A 23,468-nucleotide genomic window follows, 5' to 3' on the forward strand; every position below is an offset into this window, starting at 1 on the left:
CTACGCCAATGACATACAGGCCGCTCATGCAGGCAGTCAGGAACATCACAGCGAGCATCCAGTACTGCGGTTTACGCATCGACTCGGCCAGCGTGAAGTCATTCTCCACCACGCCATTATGGGAGGCAGTAGTATGGTTCGGCGCATCTTTCATTAAGGTAGCGCCGAAAATAATCATCACCAGAACAATGGCGCCCCAGATAATAAAGGTTTTCTCCAGCCCGACGGTGGCCAGCAGATTGCTATCAATAAATTTAAACCCGAGGCTACCGAGGCCATAGGAACCAATGGAGAAGGCGGAAATCAGCCCTTTACGCTCCGGGAACCACTTCACGCAGTTGGAGAGCGTCAGCAGATAGCCCGCGCCGTCCGCCAGCCCCACCAACAGGCCCGCGCTCAGCCAGAGCATCATCAGGCTGTTGGCGTGAGCAGTAAGGAAAAAGCCGAGCCCCAGCAGAACACCGGAAGCCATCGTGACGCGCCTGACGCCAAAGCGTTCCTGCAGTTTACCGGCGACGGAGGAGGATAGCGCCAGACCGAGGCTTAACAGACCGAAAGAGAAAGCCACCTGGCTTACCGGTTCGTCCAGTTTTGCGGAAAGGGAACTGTTGAACAAACTCCATGTATAAACCGATCCCAGCGCGAATTGTGTAACGATCGTGCCGGCCAGCGTAAGCCAGCGGGTATATTGACTGTTTGCAGCGTTCATAGCAGATGTCCTGGATAATTAACTGTCGCCACAATAGCGAAGCCACCTGAATGCCAGGGTAAAAAAGGCATGAAATGCCCTTAGCAAGGAATGAAATGCATATAAGCCGGAATGAATGACATCGAAAAAGGCAGGCACATCACAACAGCAGAAATAAGTTAGTAACTACTATCTTACAGAGATTCGCCATTACTGTGTTCTTTAAGTAACAAGAACGTTTCACGCATGCTAAAAAAAGGCTAAAAGTTAGCGCTCACCCCCATCACATAAAGATAGTTGGCTCCCGCTATCGTATTCTCCGCCTGCGATAATGTGGCCCAGGCTGCAAGGTGTGAATTGAGCGCCATATCCGCCCCGAAGGTGACATCGCGCCAGGCGCCATCCTGCCCGCGATTAGACCCCATCAGATCCGAAGAGAGCGCCTGGTTATAGCTCACCTGCGCCCACGGATGGACGCCCCATAGCTCCTGATAATCCATCCGCCAGCCAAGGGTATTCACATAAGGGTTGTCTGACGCGCGGCGCGCGGCAGCGGTCGATATCACGTCGCTACGCAAACTCGCCACCGGGCCGGAAGTGATACCGTTGGCCAGGATAAAATTCCACCCCACGCTCATCCCGCGGCCGCTATCCGGCGGCACCACAGCCTGATTCAGCGCAATACCGGGAAGATCGTCGGACGCATTCATCCGCTCCGCCAGAATATCTTCATAGCGTGGTTGGTGATCGCTATCCCACGTATAGCGTTCAGGGGTATTACTTTTGGTATCAATAGCGATATATTCCTGTTGCCAGGCATTCGCGCTACTGACAAACGAGCCCCAGACGACTGTACACGCCGGGAGCATAATCCCCCGAAGGCCATTGCATTTCTTTATTATCATTAATGCGACTCCAGAAAAGAGCCAAACCGGCATTATTGCTGTGTTTTTATGGGACGGGCTTCCCCTCAATACCCAGAATAATGTGACCAGGCGAACGAATGCGGCCAATGCACATGCAACCTGAATAATGGCGGGTATATTTGAGAGTGGTATCCCTGTATTAACTATTATCTTTATCTTTCAGCCGTCAAGGCGAACGCGTAAGTTTTATTGCTAAAGGGAGAGAGACATGCAGCGTTGCGGATGGGTAAGCCAGGACCCGCTTTATATCCAGTATCATGATAACGAGTGGGGCGTTGCGCAAAGAGATGCCGGCAAACTGTTCGAAATGATCTGCCTCGAGGGCCAGCAGGCCGGGCTGTCGTGGATTACGGTGCTGAAAAAGCGTGAAAATTACCGTCAGGCCTTTCATCAGTTCGATCCGGTTCGTGTCGCCGCCATGAATGAGGCTGATATTGAACGCCTGCTCCAGGACGCCGGAATTATTCGCCATCGCGGGAAAATTCAGGCCATTATTGGCAACGCCCGCGCCTTCCTGGCCATGGAACAGAGCGGCGAATCTTTCACCGACTTTGTCTGGTCTTTCGTCGACAATCAGCCACAGATCTCCCATGCCGCCACGCTGGCGGAGATACCCACCACCACCGCGGCTTCCGACGCGCTCTCAAAGGCGCTGAAAAAGCGCGGTTTTAAGTTTGTCGGCTCCACCATCTGCTACTCCTTTATGCAAGCCTGTGGTCTGGTCAACGATCATGTGACGAGCTGTTTCTGTCATCCGGGAGGCGATGATGATCCGCAAGTGGGACGCTAAAGAGAGCCTGCCGCTGCTCACACTGTGGCTGGAAAGCACGATTCATGCCCATCCCTTTATCAACGAAGCATACTGGCACGAGAGCATCGCCATCGTACGCGATGTCTACCTGCCCGCCGCCAGCACCTGGGTGTGGGAAGAGAACATGACGATAAAGGGTTTTGTCAGCGTGATGGAGTCCCGCTTTATCGGCGCGCTGTTTGTCGCACCGGACGCTATCCGCCGCGGCATCGGCAGCGCGCTGTTAAACGAGGTCAAACAGCATTACCGCTGGCTCAGCCTTGAGGTTTACCAGAAAAATATTCAGGCGGTGAATTTCTACCATGCGCAAGGCTTCCGGATAGAAGACTGCGCATGGCAGGACGATACGCTACAGCCGACCTGGATTATGCGTTGGCCGGCGGATCAAACGCCGTAAGTGTCAGCTCGGGTCCGTCATATTTTTCCAGCCACGCCAGCGCCGTATTCCCGGCGCAGCCGTTGCCCAGCCGCGAAGTCGGAATATCTTTGGTCAGAACATTCACCGCGCCGTTTTTGCAGATACCGGCCTGCGGATCGATATCTGGCCAGGCACCTTCGTGTAAACAGATAACCCCTGGCCGGATGCCTTCCGTCACCACGGCGCCGGCCAGCACCTGGCCGCGCGCGTTCCACACCCGCACGACGTCGCCGTCGGCGATATTACGCGCCTGCGCGTCCCGCGGATGAAGGGTTAATGGCTCGCGGCCGGCGACCGCGTACTTTTCGCGCAGCGACGTGTGGTTGAGCTGGCTGTGCAGACGATGTGCCGGATGAGCGGAGAGCACCTGCAGCTGGCCGGGCTGAGCATTACCGTGCCACTCGTCCGGTTCCAGCCACATCGGGTGCGGTGGACAGTCCGGGTAGGCAAAGCCGGCAATGGTTGGAGAATGAATCTCAATTTTGCCGCTCGCGGTTTTCAGCGGATTGGCTTGCGGATCGGCACGGAATGTCGCAAAGCGGGTAAAACGGTCATTTTCCGGGTTTTCCGGCATTTCTATCAACTGGTTAGCCTGCCAGAACCGGTCAAATGGCGGCAACGTCACCTGCTGGCTGGCCCCACGTTGCGCAGCAATCTGATAGAAGGTCTCCAGCCACTGCAGATCGTTTTTCCCTTCGGTAAAACGCTCGCGTCCTCCCTCTTCCCAGCGCTCGCTGAGATCGGCAAAGACGTCAAAATCATCCCGGGCTTCATCGCGCGGCGCGACCACGCGCTTCATCGGTACCAGGTGCTGGTTACTGTAATCGCCGGTCATAGTCATATCATGACGTTCAAACGACGTTGTCGCTGGCAGGACAATATCGGCATGACGGGCGGCAGCGGTCCAGAAGCACTCCGAAATAACGATAAGCTCCGGTTTCTGCCAGGCCCGAATCAAGCGGTTAGTATCCTGATGATGGGTAAAGTTCGCGCCGCCGCACCACCAGACGAAGCGAATATCCGGGAAATGCCTGTCCATTCCGTTGTGCTGATATGGCGCGCCAGGGTTTTCCAGCGCTTCCACAATGCGCGCCACCGGTATTTTTTCGACCGCCTCGGTGCCGCCTGCCACACAGCCTTGCATCGAGGCCAGCACTGCCGCCCGGCGGGTCGGGTTGCCGCCGTTGGCGAAGTGGTAGGAAAGGCCAAAACCGCCGCCGGGAGTCCCAATCTGCCCCAGCATCGCGGCAAGCGTCACCAGCATCCAGTGCTTCTGCTCACCAAACTGCTGGCGCTGCATCCCCCAGCCGGACATCAGCATGGTGGTATGGTCATGGAATAGCGCGGCCAGTTCGCGGATCTTGTCCGCGCTAACGCCGCAAATCTCCGCCGCCCACTCTGCGGTTTTCGGCGTACCATCGCTTTCACCGGTCAGATAACGGGCAAAAACGTCATAGCCGCTGGTATAGCGGGCGAGAAACTCATCATCCTGCCAGCCGTTTTCCACCAGCGTATGGGCAATGCCGAGCATCATCGCGACGTCCGTCCCCATATACGGCGCGATCCATTCGCCCGCCTCGCCAAAGAACTCCGCCGTTTCCGATCGCATCGGATCGATGCAGATCACCCGCTTCCCGCTCTGACGCAGGCGGTTAAACCACGGGATCCCCTGCTCATCGGAAGCGTTCCAGGCAATTTTTAGCGTATTCAGCGGGTTGGCGCTCCAGAGCACCACCACATCGCTATGCTCCAGCACCATCGGCCAACTGGTCTGCTGCTGGTAAACTTCATTGCCGCCAACCACATAGGGCATGATCGCCTGTGCCGCGCCGGTGGAGTAATCCCCCAGATGACCGGTATATCCGCCTGCCAGGCTCATATAGCGCTGCAGCAACGTCGCCGCCTTGTGGAGCACGCCGTTAGAGCGCCAGCCGTAGGAGCCGGCAAAAATCGATGCCGGGCCGTAGCTTTCCCGAATCCGCCGATGCTGTGCGTGGATAAGATCCAATGCCTCCTGCCAGCTCACCCGCACAAACTCGTCCTGGCCACGTACGCCCTGCGGACTCTCCGGCGCGGCAAGGAAACCTTTACGTACCATCGGATAGCGGACGCGGGTTTTGCTATGTACTTGCTCGCGCACGGCGGTTTGCAAGGAGTTGGCGAAAGCGGTCTCCAGCGCACCGCGGGAAGAGAGGACATTTTCACCATCCGTTTCAACCAGCATAGGCCCCCAGTGAGCCGCGGTTAAGATGGTTTTGGTTGCAGATGAGGTTGGCAAAGCGAGCTCCTGGTCAGCGAATGCAGGTGTTGTGACGATCAGTGACACGACCGTGCAATATTATTTACAAAAGAGTGCCGGTCCGGGGAATTTTCTACGTAACTGAACGTCATAATCAACCTTCGCGCGCGCTGTGACAAAGAATAAAAAGGATTAAGGAAAGAACATGAAAAACGCGTACTCATGATTGCGGCGGTGGTTAACGGCATCCTGGCGATTTCTGGCTGTACCACCAACCCGTATACCGGCGAACGTGAAGCGGGGAAATCCGGCATCGGCGCCGGGATCGGATCGCTGGTCGGCGCGGGCGTCGGCGCACTCTCCTCGTCGAACAAGATCGCACAAAGGCGCGCTGATGGGCGCAGCGGCCGGGGCGGCGCTGGATGGCGGAATCGGTTATTACATGGATGCACGGGAAGCAAAACTGTGGGAGAAAATGCAGGAAACTGGCGTCAACATGACGCGAAATGGCGATAACATCGTGCTGTATATGTCAAATAATGTCACCTTTGACAGCAGCAGCGCTAATCTGAAACCGGCGGGTACAAGCACCCTGACCGGCGTGGCCATGGTACTGAAGCACGGCAGAAGGGAAAGCGCAAAACTGTCGCACAGAAATCACCCTGAGCCCGCTCCTGTCAGTCCGGGGTCGAACCCCCACCACCGTATCCTTCGCCTGGTAAGCGCCACTTACCGGGCAAAATGCTTGATATAGCGGATTTTCGCGTTAAGGTATCCTCCAGATTTCAGCAAAGGAAGCCATTATGGCGAAAGCGGCGCGAGCAACCATTAGCGATGTGGCGAAAGCCGCTAAGACCGGAAAAACCAGCATTTCACGCTACCTCAACGGCGAAAAACACCTGCTTTCCGATGACCTGCTGGCGCGCATTGAAAAAGCGATTGCCGAACTCGACTACCGTCCCAGCCTGATGGCCCGCGGCCTGAAACATGGCCGTACCCGGCTGATTGGCCTGATCATCGCCGATATCACCAACCCCTACTCGGTCAATGTCCTCAGCGGCATCGAAGCAGCCTGTCGCGAAAAAGGCTTTACTCTGCTGGTGTGTAATACCAATAACGAGCTCGACCAGGAGCTACACTATCTCGACCTGCTGCGCAGCTACCAGGTGGAGGGGATCGTGGTCAACGCCGTCGGGATGCGCGAAGAGGGGCTGAATCGCCTGCAGCAGTCGGCGCTGCCGATGGTGCTCATTGATCGCAAAATCCCGGACTTCGCCTGTGACGTTGTCGGTCTGGACAACACTCAGGCCGCGACCACCGCCACAGAACATCTGGTGGAGAAAGGGTTTGAAGCTCTGCTGTTCCTGAGCGAGCCGCTCGGTGCTGTGAACACCCGTCGTGAACGCCTGAGCGCGTTTCGCGCCACCCTCCAGCGCTACACCGGCATCGTCGCGGAAAACGCCGAAGTTCCGCTTAACGACGGCGCAATGCTCGATACGGTGCTGCGCCAGTTTCACTCCCGCCACCGCGGTATGCGCAAGGCGCTGATTTCCGCCAACGGCGCCCTGACACTACAGGTTGCGCGCGCGCTCAAGCGAATCGGCCTGATTTGGGGCAGCGATATCGGTCTGCTCGGCTTCGACGAACTGGAGTGGGCGGAGCTGGCGGGCGTGGGAATTACCACGCTCAAACAGCCTACGTGGCAGATTGGCTATGCCGCAGTCGAACAGGTGGTGCGCCGGATTGAAGGAACTAACGACCCCATCTGCGAGCGGCTCTTCTCTGGCGAGCTGATCGTGCGGGGATCGACCTCCCGATAATCCTCCTTCGTGATGGTGATCATAAATTAGACATCCTCTCCTTTTCTTTGGAACCGGTACCATCTAGCGTAATAGAGTGATTCGCTACAGCGCTACCGGGAGTTTGTCAGATGGCCAGAAAAATTATTGTCGTGACCGCCGCCTATGGTCATGATTGCATTAAAGAACTTGGCGGTCAGTCCGCCGTACTGCCGTTTATCGCCGGAGCCGGAGCTGACGGCGTGGAAATTCGCCGCGAGTTATTCAGCGCTGACGAGCTCAATCAGCTGCCGGCGCTGGCCGCGACCATTGAGCGCCACAACCTGCTGGCCTGCTACTCCGCACCGGAAGCCTTGTTTGAAGCGAATGGTGCGCTTAACCCGCGTCTACCGGCGCTGTTACAGGAAGCACAGACCCTCAACGCCCTGTGGTTAAAACTGTCGCTCGGCCATTTTACCCACAACAACGAGCTGGAATCGCTGCGCCGCATCCTGCAGGAGAGCGGCATGACGCTGGTGGTAGAAAACGACCAGACCAACTGCGGTCAGCTTGCGCCAATGCAGCGCTTTAAAGCCACCTGCCGGGTGAATCAGCTACCCGTCACGCTGACCTTCGACACGGGTAACTGGCTGTGGGTTGGCGATTCGCCGGAAGAAGCAGCACGTCATCTGGCGCCCGCCGTCAGCTATATCCACGTCAAAGCCGCAGAGCCGCATCATGCGCACTTTCGCGCCGTCCCCCCTGACGAGGCCCCTGCTCGTTGGCTGGCGCTACTCGACAACCTGCCTGCCGATGCCCCACGCGGTATCGAATTTCCACTGGTTGGTCACGATCTGACGGCCGTCACCCGTCGCTATGTGAATTTGTTACGCGAGGAATAAGCCATGGAAAACACATTAGATGTCGTCACCATCGGAGAAGCGATGGCGATGTTTGTCGCGACGGAAACCGGTGATCTGGCCGAAGTAGAACACTTTACGAAACGCGTAGCCGGCGCAGAGCTGAATGTCGCCACCGGCCTGGCCCGTCTGGGGCTGAACGTCGGCTGGGTTAGCCGCGTGGGTAAAGACAGTTTCGGCCGCTTTGTGCTGCGTTCGCTGGCCAAAGAAGGGATCGATGCGCGTGGTGTTCGCGAAGACAGCCGTTACGCAACCGGCTTCCAGATGAAATCTAAAGTCGAAAATGGAACCGATCCCATTGTGGAATACTTCCGCAAAGGTTCTGCTGCCAGCCATCTTTCGCCAGAAGACTTTCGCGCCGACTACTTCGCCAGCGCCCGCCATCTGCACCTCAGCGGCGTGGCCGCTGCGCTGTCGGAGAGTTCATACGCCCTGCTGGAGCAGGCGGCCACCACAATGAAGGTACAAGGGAAGACGATCTCGTTCGATCCGAATCTGCGCCCAGTGCTGTGGAAAAGCGAAGCCGAGATGGTGGAAAAACTCAATCAGCTCGCCTTTCAGGCCGACTGGGTTCTGCCGGGTATCAAAGAAGGCCTGATCCTCACCGGCCAACAAACCCCGGAAGGGATTGCCGATTTCTATCTCACGCGCGGCGTTCAGACCGTGATCATTAAAACCGGCAGCGACGGCGCCTGGTTCAAAACCGCCGCGGGCGAACAGGGTGCCGTCGCTGCCATCAAAGTCGATAACGTCGTGGATACCGTGGGCGCCGGCGATGGTTTTGCCGTCGGCGTGATTAGCGCGCTGCTGGAGGGCAAAACGCTGCAGCAGGCGATACGGCGCGGCAACAAAATTGGCTCGCTGGCCATTCAGGTCCAGGGCGACAGCGAAGGATTACCCACACGCGAGGCGCTGGGCGAATAGCCCGGCCCCGCGTCATAAGAACGGCCTCCTCTGTACCCTACATACGGCGGCGGCGTCATGAACCTCAACTTTAGAGGCAAGCCTATGAACAGCTCTACCAATGCAACCAAACGCTGGTGGTACATCATGCCTATCGTGTTTATCACGTATAGCCTGGCGTATCTTGACCGCGCAAACTTCAGCTTTGCTTCGGCAGCGGGCATTACGGAAGATTTAGGCATTACCAAAGGCATCTCGTCGCTCCTTGGCGCACTTTTCTTCCTCGGTTATTTCTTCTTCCAGATCCCGGGGGCGATTTACGCTGAACGCCGTAGCGTACGTAAGCTGATTTTCATCTGCCTGATCCTGTGGGGCGCTTGCGCCTCGCTGACCGGGATGGTGCACAATATTCCGGCACTGGCAGCGATCCGTTTTATTCTCGGCGTCGTTGAAGCGGCTGTCATGCCAGCGATGCTGATTTATATCAGTAACTGGTTTACCAAATCAGAACGTTCACGCGCGAATACCTTCTTAATCCTTGGGAATCCGGTCACGGTTCTGTGGATGTCAGTGGTCTCCGGCTACCTGATTCAGTCCTTCGGCTGGCGTGAAATGTTTATTATCGAAGGCGTTCCGGCCGTTCTCTGGGCCTTCTGCTGGTGGGTGCTGGTCAAGGATAAACCGTCGCAGGTGAACTGGCTGTCGGAAAACGAAAAAGCCGCGTTGCAGGCGCAGTTGGAGAGTGAACAGCTGGGTATTAAAGCCGTACGTAACTACGGTGAAGCCTTCCGCTCACGTAACGTCATTCTGCTGTGCATGCAGTATTTTGCCTGGAGCATCGGCGTGTACGGTTTTGTTCTGTGGCTACCGTCAATTATTCGCAGCGGCGGCGTCAATATGGGGATGGTGGAAGTCGGCTGGCTCTCTTCGGTGCCTTATCTGGCCGCGACTATTGCGATGATCGTCGTCTCCTGGGCTTCCGATAAAATGCAGAACCGTAAACTGTTCGTCTGGCCTCTGCTGCTGATTGGCGGGCTGGCGTTTATTGGCTCCTGGGCCGTCGGCGCTAACCATTTCTGGGCCTCTTATACGCTGCTGGTGATTGCCGGCGCGGCAATGTACGCCCCTTACGGCCCGTTCTTCGCCATCATTCCGGAAATGCTGCCGCGTAACGTCGCCGGTGGCGCAATGGCGCTCATCAACAGTATGGGGGCATTAGGTTCATTCTTTGGTTCGTGGTTCGTGGGCTACCTCAATGGCACCACCGGTAGTCCGTCAGCCTCATACATTTTCATGGGAGTGGCGCTTTTCGCCTCGGTGTGGCTTACTTTAATTGTTAAGCCTGCTAACAATCAAAAGCTCCCCATTGGCGCTCGTCACGCCTGACCATTACTACTTACGGAGATCCGCATGAAGCCGTCCGTTATTCTCTATAAAACGCTTCCCGACGACTTGCAGCAACGTCTGGAAAAACACTTTACCGTCACTCGGGTGAAAAACCTGAGCCCTGATACCGTCCAGCAGCACGCGGAAGCCTTTGCCCAGGCGGAAGGTCTGCTGGGGTCGAGCGAAAAAGTTGATGCCGCGTTACTGGAGAAAATGCCCAGACTTCGTGCGACCTCCACCATTTCCGTCGGCTATGACAACTTCGACGTTGAGGCGCTGAATGCGCGCAAGGTGCTGCTGATGCATACGCCGACCGTGCTCACCGAAACCGTTGCCGATACGGTGATGGCGCTGGTGCTCAGCACTTCCCGTCGGGTGGTAGAGGTCGCTAACCGGGTGAAAGCCGGGGAGTGGACAAAAAGCATCGGCCCGGACTGGTTCGGCAGCGATGTACACCATAAAACGCTGGGGATCGTCGGCATGGGTCGTATCGGGATGGCGCTGGCGCAGCGCGCGCACGCCGGTTTTGGCATGCCGATTCTGTATAACGCCCGCAGCCGTCACCCGCAGGCGGAAGAGCGCTTTAACGCGCGTTACTGCGATCTGGATACGCTGCTGCAGGAAGCCGACTTTGTCTGTCTGATCCTACCGCTGACCGCCGAGACTCATCACTTGTTCAACGCGGAAAAATTCGCCCAAATGAAACCCTCCGCTATCTTTATTAACGCCGGGCGTGGGCCGGTCGTGGATGAGAAGGCGCTGATTGCCGCGCTGCAGAATGGCCAAATCCACGCGGCGGGTCTGGACGTTTTCGAACAGGAGCCACTGGCGCAAGATTCGCCGCTGTTAAGCCTGCCGAACGTCGTCGCGCTGCCGCATATCGGTTCTGCCACGCATGAGACCCGCTACAATATGGCGGCTTGTGCGGTAGACAATTTGATTGATGCGCTGAATGGCCAGGTTGAGAAGAACTGCGTCAACCCGCAGGTGAAGTGAAGACAAGCTAAAGCAACCCGGGTCAAGGTCAACGCCTGACCCGGGCTGGCGAACCGGTTAACGCGTTGCGTTAACCGCCGCCGTCCACGCCTGGTTGAAAGCCTGATGCTGGGCAGCCAGTGGGCCAATCAGAGCGTTGTACTGGCTGGCCTGCTGTGAGGTCGGGAACTGAATCCCGTTTGCCACGAAGCTCACCTGAGTATTTTGCTGAGCGATAAAGTCACCCACCTGCACCAGTTGTTGAGTAAAGACCTGTGCGGCTGGAATCAGCGGCTGTAGTGCGTTCGCCGGTGCGGTCACGACTTTGTTGTAAACCTGGTCAAAGACCGGTTTCAGATCGTCGCTCTGCTTCAGCGCGCTATGTGCACCATCGGCCTGCATTTTCGCATTTTCCAGTTGCTGGCTCAGCACGCCCAACGCGCCGTTTGCCTGGCGCAGCGGTTCGCGCTGAGTCACATAATCCTGCGCAACGCGAATCGCATTCACGCTGTCTACGACCGGACGCAGACCCGCATCCATCGCCTGACTTACCTGCTGCGAATAGCCGTAAATCACCGCGTAATCGGAAACAAAAGGACCAAACTGTTTTTTCTGATCGGCAGTCAGCGTCGGCAGACGTTCGCCGCTACGCATTGCCGTATTTTGCAGGAAGTCGATAAACGCTTTACGCTGATCGCCTTCTTTATCAAAACACCCACTCAGGCTAACCACCATTAATAAGGCCGCAATAGCCGCAAACCAGCGAGAGCAGGACTTTCCTGTCGCCATTTTTTTACTCCTTTCTACCAAAAAAAGCGCGCACAGACGCACGCGAGCCAGACGCTGACAAGGATAGTCCAGGTCGGGCTTACAGGATACTCTTTCCTGACATTCTTCAGCAGGAAAAGCACCGTTCACGGCATTCGACCGCCGATCGCCAACGTCTGTTAAGCCCATCACAATTAACGCCATAACTCACCCACAGAAAATACCCAATAACAGCATGATTTTATTGTAAATAAAATCATCATCGTGCGTCGAATTCAGGAAAGCGAACGATAATCGCACGCTTCCTGGGCTGGCTGCGTTGCCTGAAACCCGGTTCAATGGTTTGATGAATGAGCGATTAACGGCTATACGTTCGATTATCGCACAAATCACATTAACGACAGCGAGGGAGGCGGTAATCGCCCGGCTCCGTCCCCCGCTCTGGCTGCCAGGAATGCTGTATGAATAAGACAACCATCGATATTCAGGCTTTTATCAACGAACATCCATTTACCAGGTACCAGTGGATGATTCTGGCCCTGTGTTTTATCACCGTCGCAATGGACGGATTTGATACCGCCATCATCGGTTTTATTGCCTCTGACCTGGTGCAGGAATGGGGAGTGGAAAAATCCGCGTTAGGCCCGGTGATGAGTGCTGCGCTCGTCGGTCTGGCGGTGGGGGCGCTGACCGCAGGCCCGTTGGCCGACCGCATTGGTCGAAAAAAAGTTCTGCTCATGTCGATTGTGGTTTTCGGTAGCTTTAGTCTGTTGACCGCCTTCGCCACCAGCCTCAATCAACTGACGCTGCTGCGCTTTCTGACTGGGCTGGGGCTGGGCGCCGCCATGCCCAACGCAGCAACGCTGATGAGCGAGTATGCACCGGAACGCCGTCGCGCTTTACTGGTCAATCTGATGTTTGTCGGGTTCCCGATGGGGTCTTCGCTGGGTGGATTCCTCTCAGCCTGGATGATCCCGCATTACGGCTGGCAAAGCGTGCTGATACTGGGCGGCGTGATGCCTCTGCTGCTTGCCGTAGCGCTGGTATTCTTACTGCCGGAGTCGGCGCGCTATCTGGTCGTCAAGCGCCAGCCATCGCAGCGTATCGCCGCCATTCTGCGTCGTATTGCCCCGCTGCCTGAACAGGTTGAGTTTGAACTGCGCGAAGCCGGTCAGGTGAAAGACAAATCGGCCCTTGCGGTTATTTTCTCACCCCGCTATCTCGTCGGCACTGTGATGCTGTGCATGACCTACTTTCTGGGGCTGCTGATTTTCTATTTATTGACCAGTTGGCTGCCGCTGTTGATTCGCGAAACCGGCGCGTCAATGAGCCAGGCGTCGATTATCACCGCGCTCTTCCCACTGGGCGGCGGCATTGGGGTACTGATCCTCGGCGCGCTGATGGACAAAATAAACCCCAATAAAGTGGTCGCCGTAGGCTGGCTGCTGACCGGTGTTTTCGTCTTTCTGGTCGGCTTCTCAACCAATAGCCTGGTGCTGATGGGCGTGATGGTCTTTATTGCCGGCAGCATTATGAACGGCGCGCAATCCTCAATGCCAGCACTGGCCGCCGGATTTTACCCCACCCAGGGGCGGGCGACCGGCGTTGCCTGGATGCTGGGCCTCGGCCGGTTTGGCGGCATCCTGGGCGCCTTCAGCGGAGCCTTTCTGATGCAGGCGCAACTCTCTTTCGTGACCATCTTTACTTTGTTGTCGATTCCGGCGTTTTTGTCCGCTATCGCGCTGCTGGTGAAATATAAAACCAGCAAAAGCCAGCCGCTATCTGCGCAGGCGAAAGCCGAGAATATGCAAAAAGCCTGACCCTCAGGCCAGCGGACAACCGCTGGCCTGAGCGATTTTTTAACTGTTTACAAAAATTTTCCATTGCGACACGTCTGATGATTAATCATCACCTTATCTGCCGTTTTCGTCCCCAAATATCCGCTAACACGATAGACTGCCTGCGCATAATAACCCCCGTGACTATTCTTTGCGTTTTTTCTGACTATTCTTAATAGGCTCGATGAAATTTTTCTTTTGCTGTGTGACAGAAGGAGTTCTCAATGGAATATAAAGATCCGGTGTTTGAACTGCTTAGCAGTCTGGAACAAATTGTTTTTAAAGATATTACCCAGACGATCGCCCAGCCTCGTAAGCAGACCGCATTTAGCGAGTTTGAACAGCTTCGTAAAGGCACTGGCCTGAAAATTGATGATTTTGCCAATGCCATGGGCGTCAGCGTGGCGATGGTACAAGAGTGGGAGTCAAGACGGGTGAAACCCTCATCCACGGAACTCAAATTAATGCGTCTGATTCAGGCAAACCCGCAGCTTTCAAGGCAGCTTATCGACTAAAGTTCGGTAATAAGGAGCAGGTCTGGTTACGGTCCTTATATCGGGACCGTTTTTATTTCTGTGAAAAAAGGTTTGCTATCACTGCGCAAAAATGAGTTAATGCTCACAGGTTTGATGTACAGACCACAGAGCATTAGTATAGAGTAGTCCTTGAACGGTTATCATAGATACCCCGGTAGTGAACTTTACCTTTATAGCTTCAAATCTGTAGTCCAGACCGTACCGCCGAAAGGTTCATTTCTTATTTAAAGGTATTTCGCTATGTCCGGTAAAATGACTGGTATCGTAAAATGGTTCAACGCTGACAAAGGCTTCGGCTTCATCACTCCTGATGACGGTTCTAAAGATGTATTCGTACACTTCTCCGCTATCATGAACGATGGCTACAAATCTCTGGATGAAGGTCAGAAAGTTTCCTTCACCATCGAAAGCGGCGCTAAAGGCCCGGCAGCTGGCAACGTAACCAGCCTGTAAGCTTAAATTAAGCTCAGAATTTAAGATCCCTGCCTCGCGGCGGGGATTTTTTTATCTGATAATCAAGAACCGCCGCTCATCAGAGGGCGGTTTTTTGTCTTCAAAGCACTGAGAAATGCCAGCCATCCTCCTGCCACGTCAGAGAGTGGGTCAGCCGCAGTCCGCGCAGAAAATCCTCATCATGAGAGACGACAATCATCACGCCAGGAAAGGTGGCTAAAGACGACTCAATGGCCCGAACGGAAGCCAAATCAAGATGGTTTGTCGGCTCATCCAACAGCAGAAGCTGCGCCGCTTCACGCCGCCACAGCACGCAGGCCAGCGCGGCTTTAAGACGTTCACCGCCGCTTAAAGCCGACAGCGGCAGATTGATTTTATCCGCGCCCAGCTGCAGCCGGGCAAGACGACTGCGTAATACACCCGCCTCCAGCGGCGTATCATCAAGATTAAGGTGCGCCATGACCGACAGCGACAGATCCAGTTGCGTGAGATGCTGATCCAGCCAGGCCGCATGCACCGACACCCGACACTTGCCGGATAGCGGCGATACCAGACCGATTAACGTTTTCAGCAGCGTGGTTTTCCCGCAGCCGTTGGGGCCACGCAACGCCACGCGCAGTGGCCCGTCAAGACGCCAGTCGAGTGGTGGCATAGCGGAGAATGCCAGTTGCAAAGCCTCAAGGACCAACACCTGTTTGCCGGCGGCAACCTGGCTTCCCGGCAGAGTGAACATCACCGCAGCCTCCTCCTCCACCCGCTCACGGGCCTGAACAACGGCGGCATTTAGCGCACTATTTTGCTCCTGGTGCTGACGATGTAGTGTGCCAGGCCGCTCCTTCGCCGCCCCTTTATATTTTACCCGTTCAAAAGAGGCGATATTCAGCGTATCCACCACGCGCAGCGTCTGAGCAGAGCGCCGCTGACTGGCATCGTGTTCTTTTTGCATCCGCGCCCGCGTGCGACGGCGTTTGGTGACGGCATGGTCTAATGCCGCGCGTGCCGCCTTCTGCTCCCCATCGCGCTGCTGTTGATAAGCGGCATAGTTACCGCCGTAGCTTCGCAACGCACCAGGCGTCAGTTCGAGTATGCGTGACATGCGGGACAACAGCGCGCGATCGTGACTGGCTATCAACGCCCCGCCGGGCCAGTATTCAAGCTGCTCATACAGCCAGTCGCGCCCCTGTCTGTCCAGGTGATTGGTTGGCTCATCCAGCAGCAGGTAATCGGCCGCGGACAGAAAGGCACCGCACAGCAGGGCCTTCACCCGCTCACCGCCGCTCAATGATACCGCGGGCCGATCGGGATCAAAATCCGCTAAACCCGCCTCGCGGAAACCTGCACTCAGGCGATCCGGAAGATCCCAGCAACCCTCGAGGCAATCGACATCGTCAGCCAGGGCCTCACCGCGCCCGAGGCGTTGCAAGGCAGCAAAGTGGGGGCCGTAGCCCAGCAGTACTGCTAGCGTGGTCTGCGGCGTTATGGCCTGCTGCTGAGCAACGCAGACCCGAGAAACAGACCGTTCGATATGCCCCCCCGAAGGCATATCGATACCGGCCAGCAGCCGCAGCAGGCGGGTTTTCCCGACACCATTACGTCCGACCAGGCCGCTGAGGGAATTTTCCAGAGAGAGATTTAACGGGCCAAAAAGCGTTTCTCCCGTCGTAAACTGGCAGGTGACCTGATGCAAAATAAAAGAGGGGGATTGGGTACAATGGGCCATAAGCACTCCTGAATGAAATTCATATTTCCCCTACCGACGCAATACGCCAGCAAGGATCCGAATTCAGCAGGTGTGTTTGTTCATTTTCAGTGTGCTCTCTATGAGACGAGGGATTCGTCGGGGCACAGGATAGTCATACTCACCCCTATATTTCAAGGTTCATTTTTCAGCAGATGCGTTCGGACTGGGCGGTTCTTCCGTTGCCGGAACGTCAAACCTCCTCGAAATCGCTCCTCTTTTACATGCTCAATTTTCATTCTATTTTTTTGAATGATATGCGCAAATTATTCCAATTTTAATCGATCAATAATCGTCCTATCATTTATCACATCGGAGCAACAACGCTCCATACCAAACAAAATCACTTAAGGAATATGACCATGAAATCCATCAAAACTTTAGTTGTAGTTTCTGCCCTTTCTCTGATGTCTTTCGGCGCTTTCGCACAGAGCATCAGCGCTACCGCCTCCACGCTGGATCGTGCTGAAGCAAAAATTGCCGCCCAGGCCGCTGAACAAGGCGCGTCTTATAAAATCACCAGCGCCCAGTTCAACAACCGCGTGCATATGACCGCAGAACTGAGCAAATAACGCCATCTGCCGGGCCGCCGGACGTTAACCAGGCAGGCGACAACGACAACACGATGAAAAGGAAGATAAAATGAAAAATATCAGCGTGATAACTGCCCTGTTCCTGGCCGCTTCATTGGCATCCGGCGCCATCGCCGCAGAACATCGTCCCGCGCAACCGGAAGCCGGTTCCAACATGGACACATCAGTGCATCAGAACCGTATCAACGTCAGCCACGCTTTTGATAAAGAGAGTCTGACCGCGGGGAATTTGCTGTAAATCTGGCCGCCGCAAGGCGTCCGAATGGGCGAGAGAGTCGCTTAGCGCCATAAAAAAACCTGCCATAGGGCAGGTTTTTTATTATGCAAAAACAGGCGATTACTGCAGCAGGGAAATATCTGCCACCTGCAGGAACAGGTCTCGCAGTTTCGACAGCAGCGTCAGACGGTTGATACGGACATCTTTATCTTCCGCATTCACCATCACGTTTTCGAAGAACTCATCTACCGGCTCACGCAGGGAAGCCAGTTCAATCAGCGCTTCCTGATAACGGCCTTCGGCGAAGAACGGCTGCAGTTTGTCGCGCAGGACCACCAGATGGGTCGCCAGCTTAATTTCTGCCGGTTCTTTCAGCACGGAGGCATGAACGGCATCGTTCAGCGTCTCTTCCGATTTCGCCAGGATGTTAGATACACGCTTGTTGGCTGCTGCCAGCGCGGCCGCTTCTTCCAGAGTACGGAAGTGAGACACCGCTTTCATGCGCGCGTCGAAATCAGCCGGACGAGTCGGACGACGAGCCAGAACTGCCTGGATGGTATCAACGGTGTAGCCTTCATCCTGATACCAGGCGCGGAAGCGACCGAGCATGAAGTCAATGACATCATCGACTACGTTGACGTTAGTCAGCTTTTCGCCGTACAGACGAACCGCTTCTTCGGTCAGCGTTTGCAGGTCCAGGTTCAGGTTCTTCTCAACGATAATACGCAGCACGCCGAGCGCGGCACGACGCAGCGCAAACGGGTCTTTATCGCCTTTCGGATGCTGACCAATACCGAAGATGCCCGCGAGGGTATCCATCTTATCGGCAATCGCCACGGCACAGGCCACCGGATTCGACGGCAGATCATCGCCGGCAAAGCGCGGCTGATACTGCTCGTTCAGCGCCACCGCAACGTCTTCAGCTTCGCCATCGTGACGCGCATAGTGCATGCCCATGATGCCCTGGGTGTCGGTAAACTCGAACACCATGTTGGTCATCAGGTCACACTTGGAGAGCAGGCCCGCACGCGTTGCGTGATTGACGTCGGCGCCAGTCTGGCCCGCGATCCAACCCGCCAGAGCCTGAATGCGGTCGGTTTTGTCGCGCAGGGTACCGAGCTGCTGCTGGAACAGCACGGTTTGCAGACGCGGCAGATGATCTTCCAGACGCTTTTTACGGTCGGTGTTGAAGAAGAACTCGGCATCCGCCAGACGCGGGCGAACCACTTTTTCGTTCCCGGAGATAATCTGCGTCGGATCTTTCGACTCGATGTTGGTCACGAAAATAAAGTTCGGCAGCAGTTTGCCGTCATTGCCATAGACCGGGAAGTACTTCTGGTCGCCTTTCATAGTGTAAACCAGCGCTTCTGCCGGCACCGCGAGGAATTTCTCTTCGAATTTCGCGGTCAGCACCACCGGCCATTCAACCAGAGAGGCCACTTCTTCCAGCAAGCTTTCGCTCAGATCGGCATTGCCGCCAATTTTGCGCGCCGCTTCTTCGGCATCGGCTTTAATTTTGGCTTTACGCTGCTCGTAGTCAGCAATAACTTTGCCACGCTCAACCAGAATTTGCGGATATTGATCGGCACTGTCGATAGTGAACTCCGGCTCGCCCATAAAGCGATGGCCGCGAATCACGCGATCGGAAGCAATACCCAGAATGGTTGCCGGTACGACTTTATCGCCAAGCAGCAGGGTCACGGTGTGAACCGGACGCACGAACTGCACGTCGGAGGCGCCCCAGCGCATCAGTTTCGGGATCGGCAGTTTTGCCAGTGACGTGGCCACCATGTTCGGCAGCAGCGCCTCCGCACTTTCGCCCTTCACGTGTGCACGATACAGCAACCATTCACCTTTGTCGGTGACCATACGCTCGGCCTGGTCAACGGTGATACCGCAGCCACGCGCCCAACCTTCGGCCGCTTTGCTCGGTTTGCCTTCCGCATCGAACGCGGCGGAAACCGCCGGGCCGCGTTTTTCAACTTCGCGATCCGGTTGCGACTCAGCCAGATTTGCCACTTTCAGCGCCAGGCGGCGCGGGGCGGCAAACCACTCTACGTTGCCGTGGGCGAGGCCAGCGTTATCCAGCTCCGCAGTAAAGTTCGCAGCAAAAGATTCCGCCAGGCTGCGCAGGGCTTTTGGTGGCAGCTCTTCGGTGCCAATTTCCACCAGGAAAGTTTTTTCAGACATGGCCGCCTCTTATTTATTCTTGTTGCACATCGGGAAGCCCAGGGCTTCACGGGAAGCGTAATAGGCTTCTGCCACGGCTTTGGTCAGGGTGCGAATGCGCAGAATGTAGCGCTGACGCTCGGTGACGGAGATGGCTTTACGCGCGTCCAGCAGGTTGAAGCTGTGGGCGGCTTTCAGAATGCGCTCGTAGGCAGGCAGCGGCAGCGGGTTTTCCAGCGCCAACAGTTGCTGAGCTTCTTTCTCATACTGCTCGAAGCAGGAGAACAAGAAGTCGACGTCTGCGTATTCAAAATTATAGGTGGACTGCTCCACTTCGTTCTGATGGAACACGTCGCCGTAGGTGGTTTTACCCAGCGGACCGTCGCTCCAGACCAGGTCGTAAACGCTGTCCACGCCCTGAATGTACATCGCCAAACGTTCCAGACCGTAGGTGATCTCGCCGGTCACCGGCTTACACTCCAGACCGCCGACCTGCTGGAAGTAAGTGAACTGCGTCACTTCCATCCCATTCAGCCACACTTCCCAGCCCAGACCCCAGGCACCCAGCGTCGGGTTTTCCCAGTTGTCTTCCACGAAGCGGATGTCGTGAATCGTCGGATCCATGCCCAGCTCTTTCAAAGACCCAAGGTACAGCTCCTGAATGTTATCCGGCGATGGCTTAATGACCACCTGGAACTGATAGTAGTGCTGTAAGCGGTTCGGGTTTTCGCCGTAGCGTCCGTCGGTCGGGCGACGGGAAGGCTGCACATAGGCAGTCGCCATTGGCTCTGGCCCCAGAGCACGCAGACAGGTCATCGGATGAGAGGTGCCGGCGCCAACTTCCATGTCCAGTGGTTGAACAATGGTGCAGCCCTGACGAGCCCAGTAATCCTGTAAGGTCAGGATCAGGCCCTGGAAGGTCCTGGTATCAAACTTTTGCATATTATTTCGTGCTGGATACGTGTGGATTTAAAGGAAGGGATCAGTATACCCGCTGGCTGCGAGATATACAGTACGAAACGGCGTTGTTTAAATAAAATTGCGGAAATTAACGCCACCGCCCGGCATCAGAGGCCGATTTAGCGCATAGAAAGATGGAGAAACTGACCGTCCGGATCGAAAGAACAGATAAAGCGCTCATTCTGTGATGTCAGACCCGACAGTTCATAGCTCCCCTGAAACTGCTCGAAGTGGCTAATGTCCACCATGCGGGGCCCCGTGCTGTAGCGTTTTGCCGCCTTATCCTTGCACAGTTGCGCCATATTCAGGGTAGTTTGCGGGGTAATCCGTGCATGTTGTGCTTTCTGTGTCGGCTGAGACGACTGTTGGCTGCAGCCCGCCAGCAGGAGCAATAACAGTCCAGAAAAGAAATATCTCATCACTATTTTCCTCAGCCGCCTTATTAGCAAATTGTTATCGTGCAGGTTACGTGAAAATACCTTGGCATTGTGCGAATCTCTCCGCATCTCGACAAGAGCGTCGCGACAAACTCGGAATTTTCCATTGCGACATGGCCAGCCAGGAGGAGTCAGACCCTCTTTAAGAAGGAGCAACTGAGGTACCGATGCAGGAAAAAATAAACTGGATAACAAGTTTGCGCGGCATCGCATGCCTGATGGTGGTGATGATTCACAGCACAGCCTGGTATATCACCCACCCTCATACCATCAGCTTGCTGGAGTGGAATATTGCCAACCTGCTTAATTCGGCTTCTCGCGTCAGCGTCCCGCTGTTTTTCATGATGTCCGGCTATCTGTTTTTCGGTGAGCGCAGCGCCCAACCGCGGCATTTTCTGCGGATCGTACTGTGCGTGGCGTTTTATAGCGCTCTGTCCCTGCTCTACATCACGCTGTTCACCCATATCAACGTGGTGCTGTCGTTGAAGCATTTGCTGCAAAAGCCGGTGTTCTACCATCTGTGGTTTTTCTTCGCGATTATCGTCATTTACCTGCTCTCTCCACTGCTGCAGGTTAAGCAGGTCAGCGGCAAGATGCTGTTGATTCTGATGCTGGTGACGGGCCTTCTGGCAAACCCCAACATGGTGTCGGTCAACGCTGGCGGAATCGAGTGGCTGCCGCTCAATCTCTATATCAACGGCGATACGTTTTACTATGTCCTGTATGGCGTACTGGGGCGGGCGATCGGTATGATGGACACCGATAAAAAGTGGCTCACACTGCTGTGCACGGCGCTTTTTGCTACCACGGTGTGGGCCATTTCCCGCGGGACATTGCACGAACTTAAGTGGCGCGGCGACTTCGGCGATACCTGGTACTTATATTGCGGGCCGGCGGTTTTTGTCTGCGCGATAACCATGCTAACGCTGGTGAAGAATACCCTTAACACACGTTCGATCCCTGCCCTGACGCTAATTGCGCACCATTCGCTGGGGATCTACGGATTTCATGCCCTGATAATTCATGCGTTACGGGCCAGCGGACTGGAACTGACGCGCTGGCCGCTACTGGATATCTTCTGGGTATTCGGCATAGCGTTAGGGGGCAGCCTGCTGCTATCGACGCTGGTGCAGCGTCTGGATACCCGACGCCTGGTCAGCTAACGCGACCTACGTTCCCCCGCCCCATTCGGGGCGGACGTTTATGACGACATCAGAGGCAACAGTTGCTGATAAATCTGACGGAACGTTTCGCGGCGCGGCGCATAGCGAGCAAAGCGCTCGGCATCAGGTTGATGGGCCTGTTCCAGCGGCAGCTGCGGCAACAGATCGGAAAAAGCGGCCTCTTTATGCTGCGCCAACTGGGCTAACCTGGCGGCCCCAAGCGCAGGCCCAACGTCACCGCCGGTGCGGTAATCCAGCTGCTGGCCACTGATATCAGCCAGCATCTGCCGCCACCAGGCACTGCGAGCGCCGCCGCCAATCAGAGTAATGCTCTCCGGCGTCACGCCGCAGGCGTGCACCACATCCATCCCATCCGCCAGCGCGTAGCCCACGCCTTCCAGTACTGCACGCGCCAGTTCTGCCGGGCCGTGCTGATGCGTCAGGCCAAAAAAGACGCCTTTAGCATGAGGGTTGTTATGCGGCGTGCGCTCGCCGGAAAGATAGGGCAAAAACCAGATGGGATCGGCATTTTCACTCGCCGATTCCGCCGCCGCCACCAGCGCAGGAACCGTACCGAGGCCGGTCAGTTTTGCCGCCCAGTCGAGGCAGGAAGCAGCACTCAACATCACTGACATCAAATGCCAGCGTCCCGGCAGAGCGTGACAAAAGCTGTGTACGGCGCTTTCAGGTTTGCTGAGAAAACCGTTGCTGACGGCAAAGTAGACCCCGGAGGTTCCCAGGGACAACATCGCCTGCCCCGCATCCGCCATGCCGACGCCTACCGCACCGGCAGCGTTATCGCCGCCGCCAGCGACCACCAGCGCCTGCGGCATATTCCACGCCTGAGCGATGGCGGGACGCAGCGTTCCCGTCACTTCACAACCTTCAAACAACGCCGGCATGTTATCGCGGCTCAGGTCGCAGGCGGCGAGCAACTCATCGCTCCAGTCGCGTTTGGCCACATCCAGCCACATCGTCCCGGCAGCGTCAGACATATCGCTGGCAAATTCACCGGTCATGCGCAGGCGGAGATAATCTTTCGGCAACAGCACTTTATCTACCTGGCGGAAGATATCGGGTTCATGATGCTGGACCCAGAGCAATTTTGGCGCCGTAAACCCCGGCATCATCAGGTTACCGGCAATTTGTCGCGAGCGGCTCACCGCTTTTTCCAACTGGACGCACTCGTCGCCGCTGCGGCCGTCATTCCACAAAATAGCCGGACGAAGCACCCGCTGATGTTTATCCAGCAGCGTTGCGCCGTGCATCTGCCCGGCGAGTCCCACCGCTTTTACATCGCACAGAACGTGCTGTTCACCCAACGCTTTCATGGCGCGGTCCGTCGCCTGCCACCAGTGCTCGGGGTCTTGCTCGGACCATAGCGGGTGTGGGCGCGATACGGTGAGGGGCGCAGCGTGCGAAGCCAGAACCTCACCTTGATCATTGAGCAGAATGGCCTTTACGCCCGAGGTGCCCAAATCAATCCCGATGTACATACGGTCTCTCCTTAACAGTGCGCCACGGTTAACCGTGGCGCGAGAAAGCATGTTCT

22 protein-coding genes and 1 pseudogene are annotated in these 23,468 nt (G+C 56.0%); 14 read left to right on the forward strand and 9 right to left on the reverse strand.

Annotation, left to right across the window (positions count from 1 at the left end; translation table 11 throughout):
* Positions 1–709 (reverse strand): MFS transporter (locus tag ACZAHD_RS02625; protein WP_462455410.1); only part of this gene is annotated, 709 nt, incomplete at its 3' end.
* 239 nt (positions 710–948) lie between these two features.
* Positions 949–1,593 carry an autotransporter outer membrane beta-barrel domain-containing protein gene (locus ACZAHD_RS02630; protein ID WP_462455411.1) on the reverse strand — a complete coding sequence of 215 codons (645 nt, stop codon included), beginning with the start codon at positions 1,591–1,593 and terminating at the stop codon, positions 949–951.
* 229 nt (positions 1,594–1,822) lie between these two features.
* Here ACZAHD_RS02630 and tag point away from each other — a divergent pair, with 229 nt between their 5' ends.
* Both tag and ACZAHD_RS02640 read left to right on the forward strand, forming a co-directional pair.
* On the forward strand, positions 1,823–2,404 hold the full coding sequence (gene tag / locus ACZAHD_RS02635) for a DNA-3-methyladenine glycosylase I (protein WP_462455412.1): 582 nt from the start codon (positions 1,823–1,825) through the stop codon (positions 2,402–2,404).
* Positions 2,382–2,822, forward strand: coding sequence for an N-acetyltransferase (locus ACZAHD_RS02640; protein ID WP_462455458.1), 441 nt, complete (start codon positions 2,382–2,384; stop codon positions 2,820–2,822). The genes tag and ACZAHD_RS02640 overlap by 23 nt, the downstream gene beginning before the upstream one ends.
* Here the strand turns inward: ACZAHD_RS02640 and ACZAHD_RS02645 are convergent.
* The gene (locus ACZAHD_RS02645; RefSeq protein ID WP_462455413.1) at positions 2,791–5,121 is read right to left on the reverse strand and encodes a molybdopterin guanine dinucleotide-containing S/N-oxide reductase; all 2,331 of its coding nucleotides are present in this window, start codon (positions 5,119–5,121) and stop codon (positions 2,791–2,793) included. The two genes, ACZAHD_RS02640 and ACZAHD_RS02645, sit on opposite strands and share 32 nt — an antisense overlap.
* A gap of 183 nt (positions 5,122–5,304) precedes the next feature.
* Here ACZAHD_RS02645 and ACZAHD_RS02650 point away from each other — a divergent pair.
* From ACZAHD_RS02650 to ghrB, 6 genes and pseudogenes are all read left to right on the forward strand, one after another.
* Positions 5,305–5,701, forward strand: a pseudogene (locus ACZAHD_RS02650) (glycine zipper domain-containing protein); the annotation flags it as partial.
* Positions 5,702–5,885: 184 nt separating this feature from the next.
* A complete protein-coding gene (locus ACZAHD_RS02655) occupies positions 5,886–6,902 on the forward strand; it encodes a LacI family DNA-binding transcriptional regulator (protein ID WP_462455414.1) in 1,017 nt (338 codons plus the stop codon).
* 110 nt (positions 6,903–7,012) lie between these two features.
* A complete protein-coding gene (locus tag ACZAHD_RS02660; RefSeq protein WP_462455415.1) occupies positions 7,013–7,762 on the forward strand; it encodes a sugar phosphate isomerase/epimerase family protein in 750 nt (249 codons plus the stop codon).
* A gap of 3 nt (positions 7,763–7,765) precedes the next feature.
* Positions 7,766–8,704 (forward strand): sugar kinase, encoded by a 939-nt coding sequence (locus ACZAHD_RS02665; protein ID WP_462455416.1) that lies wholly within the window; start codon positions 7,766–7,768, stop codon positions 8,702–8,704.
* Between the two features lie 84 nt (positions 8,705–8,788).
* On the forward strand, positions 8,789–10,069 hold the full coding sequence (locus ACZAHD_RS02670; RefSeq protein WP_462455417.1) for an MFS transporter: 1,281 nt from the start codon (positions 8,789–8,791) through the stop codon (positions 10,067–10,069).
* A 24-nt stretch (positions 10,070–10,093) separates the two neighbouring features.
* Complete coding sequence (gene ghrB / locus ACZAHD_RS02675) at positions 10,094–11,065, forward strand: glyoxylate/hydroxypyruvate reductase GhrB (protein WP_462455418.1); 972 nt, start codon at positions 10,094–10,096, stop codon at positions 11,063–11,065.
* A gap of 57 nt (positions 11,066–11,122) precedes the next feature.
* Here ghrB and ACZAHD_RS02680 read toward each other — a convergent pair whose 3' ends face one another.
* A complete protein-coding gene (locus ACZAHD_RS02680; RefSeq protein ID WP_462455419.1) occupies positions 11,123–11,833 on the reverse strand; it encodes a DUF3053 domain-containing protein in 711 nt (236 codons plus the stop codon).
* A 440-nt stretch (positions 11,834–12,273) separates the two neighbouring features.
* On the opposite strand from ACZAHD_RS02680, the gene ACZAHD_RS02685 reads away from it, so the two are divergent.
* The 3 genes from ACZAHD_RS02685 (at position 12,274) to cspE (ending at position 14,639) form a co-directional block, all read left to right on the forward strand.
* Positions 12,274–13,632, forward strand: a complete 1,359-nt coding sequence (locus tag ACZAHD_RS02685) for an MFS transporter (protein ID WP_462455420.1) — start codon at positions 12,274–12,276, stop codon at positions 13,630–13,632.
* A gap of 242 nt (positions 13,633–13,874) precedes the next feature.
* Positions 13,875–14,165 (forward strand): HTH-type transcriptional regulator, encoded by a 291-nt coding sequence (locus ACZAHD_RS02690; protein ID WP_462455421.1) that lies wholly within the window; start codon positions 13,875–13,877, stop codon positions 14,163–14,165.
* 261 nt (positions 14,166–14,426) lie between these two features.
* Positions 14,427–14,639 (forward strand): transcription antiterminator/RNA stability regulator CspE, encoded by a 213-nt coding sequence (cspE, locus tag ACZAHD_RS02695; protein WP_004868803.1) that lies wholly within the window; start codon positions 14,427–14,429, stop codon positions 14,637–14,639.
* A gap of 100 nt (positions 14,640–14,739) precedes the next feature.
* Here cspE and ACZAHD_RS02700 read toward each other — a convergent pair whose 3' ends face one another.
* A complete protein-coding gene (locus ACZAHD_RS02700; RefSeq protein ID WP_462455422.1) occupies positions 14,740–16,359 on the reverse strand; it encodes an ABC-F family ATP-binding cassette domain-containing protein in 1,620 nt (539 codons plus the stop codon).
* Between the two features lie 380 nt (positions 16,360–16,739).
* On the opposite strand from ACZAHD_RS02700, the gene ACZAHD_RS02705 reads away from it, so the two are divergent.
* A complete protein-coding gene (locus ACZAHD_RS02705; RefSeq protein WP_462455423.1) occupies positions 16,740–16,949 on the forward strand; it encodes a YdgH/BhsA/McbA-like domain containing protein in 210 nt (69 codons plus the stop codon).
* A gap of 70 nt (positions 16,950–17,019) precedes the next feature.
* A complete protein-coding gene (locus ACZAHD_RS02710; protein ID WP_462455424.1) occupies positions 17,020–17,208 on the forward strand; it encodes a hypothetical protein in 189 nt (62 codons plus the stop codon).
* A 99-nt stretch (positions 17,209–17,307) separates the two neighbouring features.
* On the opposite strand, the gene glyS is transcribed toward ACZAHD_RS02710, so the two are convergent.
* The 3 genes from glyS to ACZAHD_RS02725 form a co-directional block, all read right to left on the reverse strand.
* A complete protein-coding gene (gene glyS, locus ACZAHD_RS02715; RefSeq protein WP_462455425.1) occupies positions 17,308–19,377 on the reverse strand; it encodes a glycine--tRNA ligase subunit beta in 2,070 nt (689 codons plus the stop codon).
* Positions 19,378–19,386: 9 nt separating this feature from the next.
* Entirely contained in the window at positions 19,387–20,298 is a 912-nt protein-coding gene (gene glyQ / locus ACZAHD_RS02720) for a glycine--tRNA ligase subunit alpha (RefSeq protein WP_004126458.1), read from the reverse strand.
* A 137-nt stretch (positions 20,299–20,435) separates the two neighbouring features.
* The gene (locus ACZAHD_RS02725) at positions 20,436–20,735 is read right to left on the reverse strand and encodes a YsaB family lipoprotein (RefSeq protein ID WP_462455426.1); all 300 of its coding nucleotides are present in this window, start codon (positions 20,733–20,735) and stop codon (positions 20,436–20,438) included.
* A gap of 185 nt (positions 20,736–20,920) precedes the next feature.
* Between ACZAHD_RS02725 and ACZAHD_RS02730 the strand changes: the two genes are divergently transcribed.
* Positions 20,921–21,916 (forward strand): acyltransferase, encoded by a 996-nt coding sequence (locus ACZAHD_RS02730; protein WP_462455427.1) that lies wholly within the window; start codon positions 20,921–20,923, stop codon positions 21,914–21,916.
* A 38-nt stretch (positions 21,917–21,954) separates the two neighbouring features.
* Here the strand turns inward: ACZAHD_RS02730 and xylB are convergent, their stop codons facing one another.
* Positions 21,955–23,412, reverse strand: a complete 1,458-nt coding sequence (xylB, locus tag ACZAHD_RS02735) for a xylulokinase (RefSeq protein WP_462455428.1) — start codon at positions 23,410–23,412, stop codon at positions 21,955–21,957.
* Positions 23,413–23,468: the final 56 nt, after the last annotated feature.

This window comes from Raoultella sp. (assembly GCF_039594335.1).
Taxonomy (GTDB): domain Bacteria; phylum Pseudomonadota; class Gammaproteobacteria; order Enterobacterales; family Enterobacteriaceae; genus Klebsiella.

Excerpts from the sequence above, each read along its gene's own strand:
- cspE (WP_004868803.1), top strand. The coding sequence starts at position 14,427 with ATGTCCGGTAAAATGACTGGTATCGTAAAATGGTTCAACGCTGACAAA.
- ACZAHD_RS02680 (WP_462455419.1), bottom strand. The coding sequence starts at position 11,833 with ATGGCGACAGGAAAGTCCTGCTCTCGCTGGTTTGCGGCTATTGCGGCC.
- ACZAHD_RS02690 (WP_462455421.1), top strand. The coding sequence starts at position 13,875 with ATGGAATATAAAGATCCGGTGTTTGAACTGCTTAGCAGTCTGGAACAA.
- ACZAHD_RS02705 (WP_462455423.1), top strand. The coding sequence starts at position 16,740 with ATGAAATCCATCAAAACTTTAGTTGTAGTTTCTGCCCTTTCTCTGATG.
- ACZAHD_RS02640 (WP_462455458.1), top strand. The coding sequence starts at position 2,382 with ATGATCCGCAAGTGGGACGCTAAAGAGAGCCTGCCGCTGCTCACACTG.
- ACZAHD_RS02665 (WP_462455416.1), top strand. The coding sequence starts at position 7,766 with ATGGAAAACACATTAGATGTCGTCACCATCGGAGAAGCGATGGCGATG.
- ACZAHD_RS02725 (WP_462455426.1), bottom strand. The coding sequence starts at position 20,735 with ATGAGATATTTCTTTTCTGGACTGTTATTGCTCCTGCTGGCGGGCTGC.
- ACZAHD_RS02655 (WP_462455414.1), top strand. The coding sequence starts at position 5,886 with ATGGCGAAAGCGGCGCGAGCAACCATTAGCGATGTGGCGAAAGCCGCT.
- xylB (WP_462455428.1), bottom strand. The coding sequence starts at position 23,412 with ATGTACATCGGGATTGATTTGGGCACCTCGGGCGTAAAGGCCATTCTG.
- ACZAHD_RS02730 (WP_462455427.1), top strand. The coding sequence starts at position 20,921 with ATGCAGGAAAAAATAAACTGGATAACAAGTTTGCGCGGCATCGCATGC.
- tag (WP_462455412.1), top strand. The coding sequence starts at position 1,823 with ATGCAGCGTTGCGGATGGGTAAGCCAGGACCCGCTTTATATCCAGTAT.
- ACZAHD_RS02670 (WP_462455417.1), top strand. The coding sequence starts at position 8,789 with ATGAACAGCTCTACCAATGCAACCAAACGCTGGTGGTACATCATGCCT.
- glyS (WP_462455425.1), bottom strand. The coding sequence starts at position 19,377 with ATGTCTGAAAAAACTTTCCTGGTGGAAATTGGCACCGAAGAGCTGCCA.
- ACZAHD_RS02685 (WP_462455420.1), top strand. The coding sequence starts at position 12,274 with ATGAATAAGACAACCATCGATATTCAGGCTTTTATCAACGAACATCCA.
- glyQ (WP_004126458.1), bottom strand. The coding sequence starts at position 20,298 with ATGCAAAAGTTTGATACCAGGACCTTCCAGGGCCTGATCCTGACCTTA.
- ACZAHD_RS02660 (WP_462455415.1), top strand. The coding sequence starts at position 7,013 with ATGGCCAGAAAAATTATTGTCGTGACCGCCGCCTATGGTCATGATTGC.
- ACZAHD_RS02700 (WP_462455422.1), bottom strand. The coding sequence starts at position 16,359 with ATGGCCCATTGTACCCAATCCCCCTCTTTTATTTTGCATCAGGTCACC.
- ACZAHD_RS02710 (WP_462455424.1), top strand. The coding sequence starts at position 17,020 with ATGAAAAATATCAGCGTGATAACTGCCCTGTTCCTGGCCGCTTCATTG.
- ACZAHD_RS02630 (WP_462455411.1), bottom strand. The coding sequence starts at position 1,593 with ATGATAATAAAGAAATGCAATGGCCTTCGGGGGATTATGCTCCCGGCG.
- ghrB (WP_462455418.1), top strand. The coding sequence starts at position 10,094 with ATGAAGCCGTCCGTTATTCTCTATAAAACGCTTCCCGACGACTTGCAG.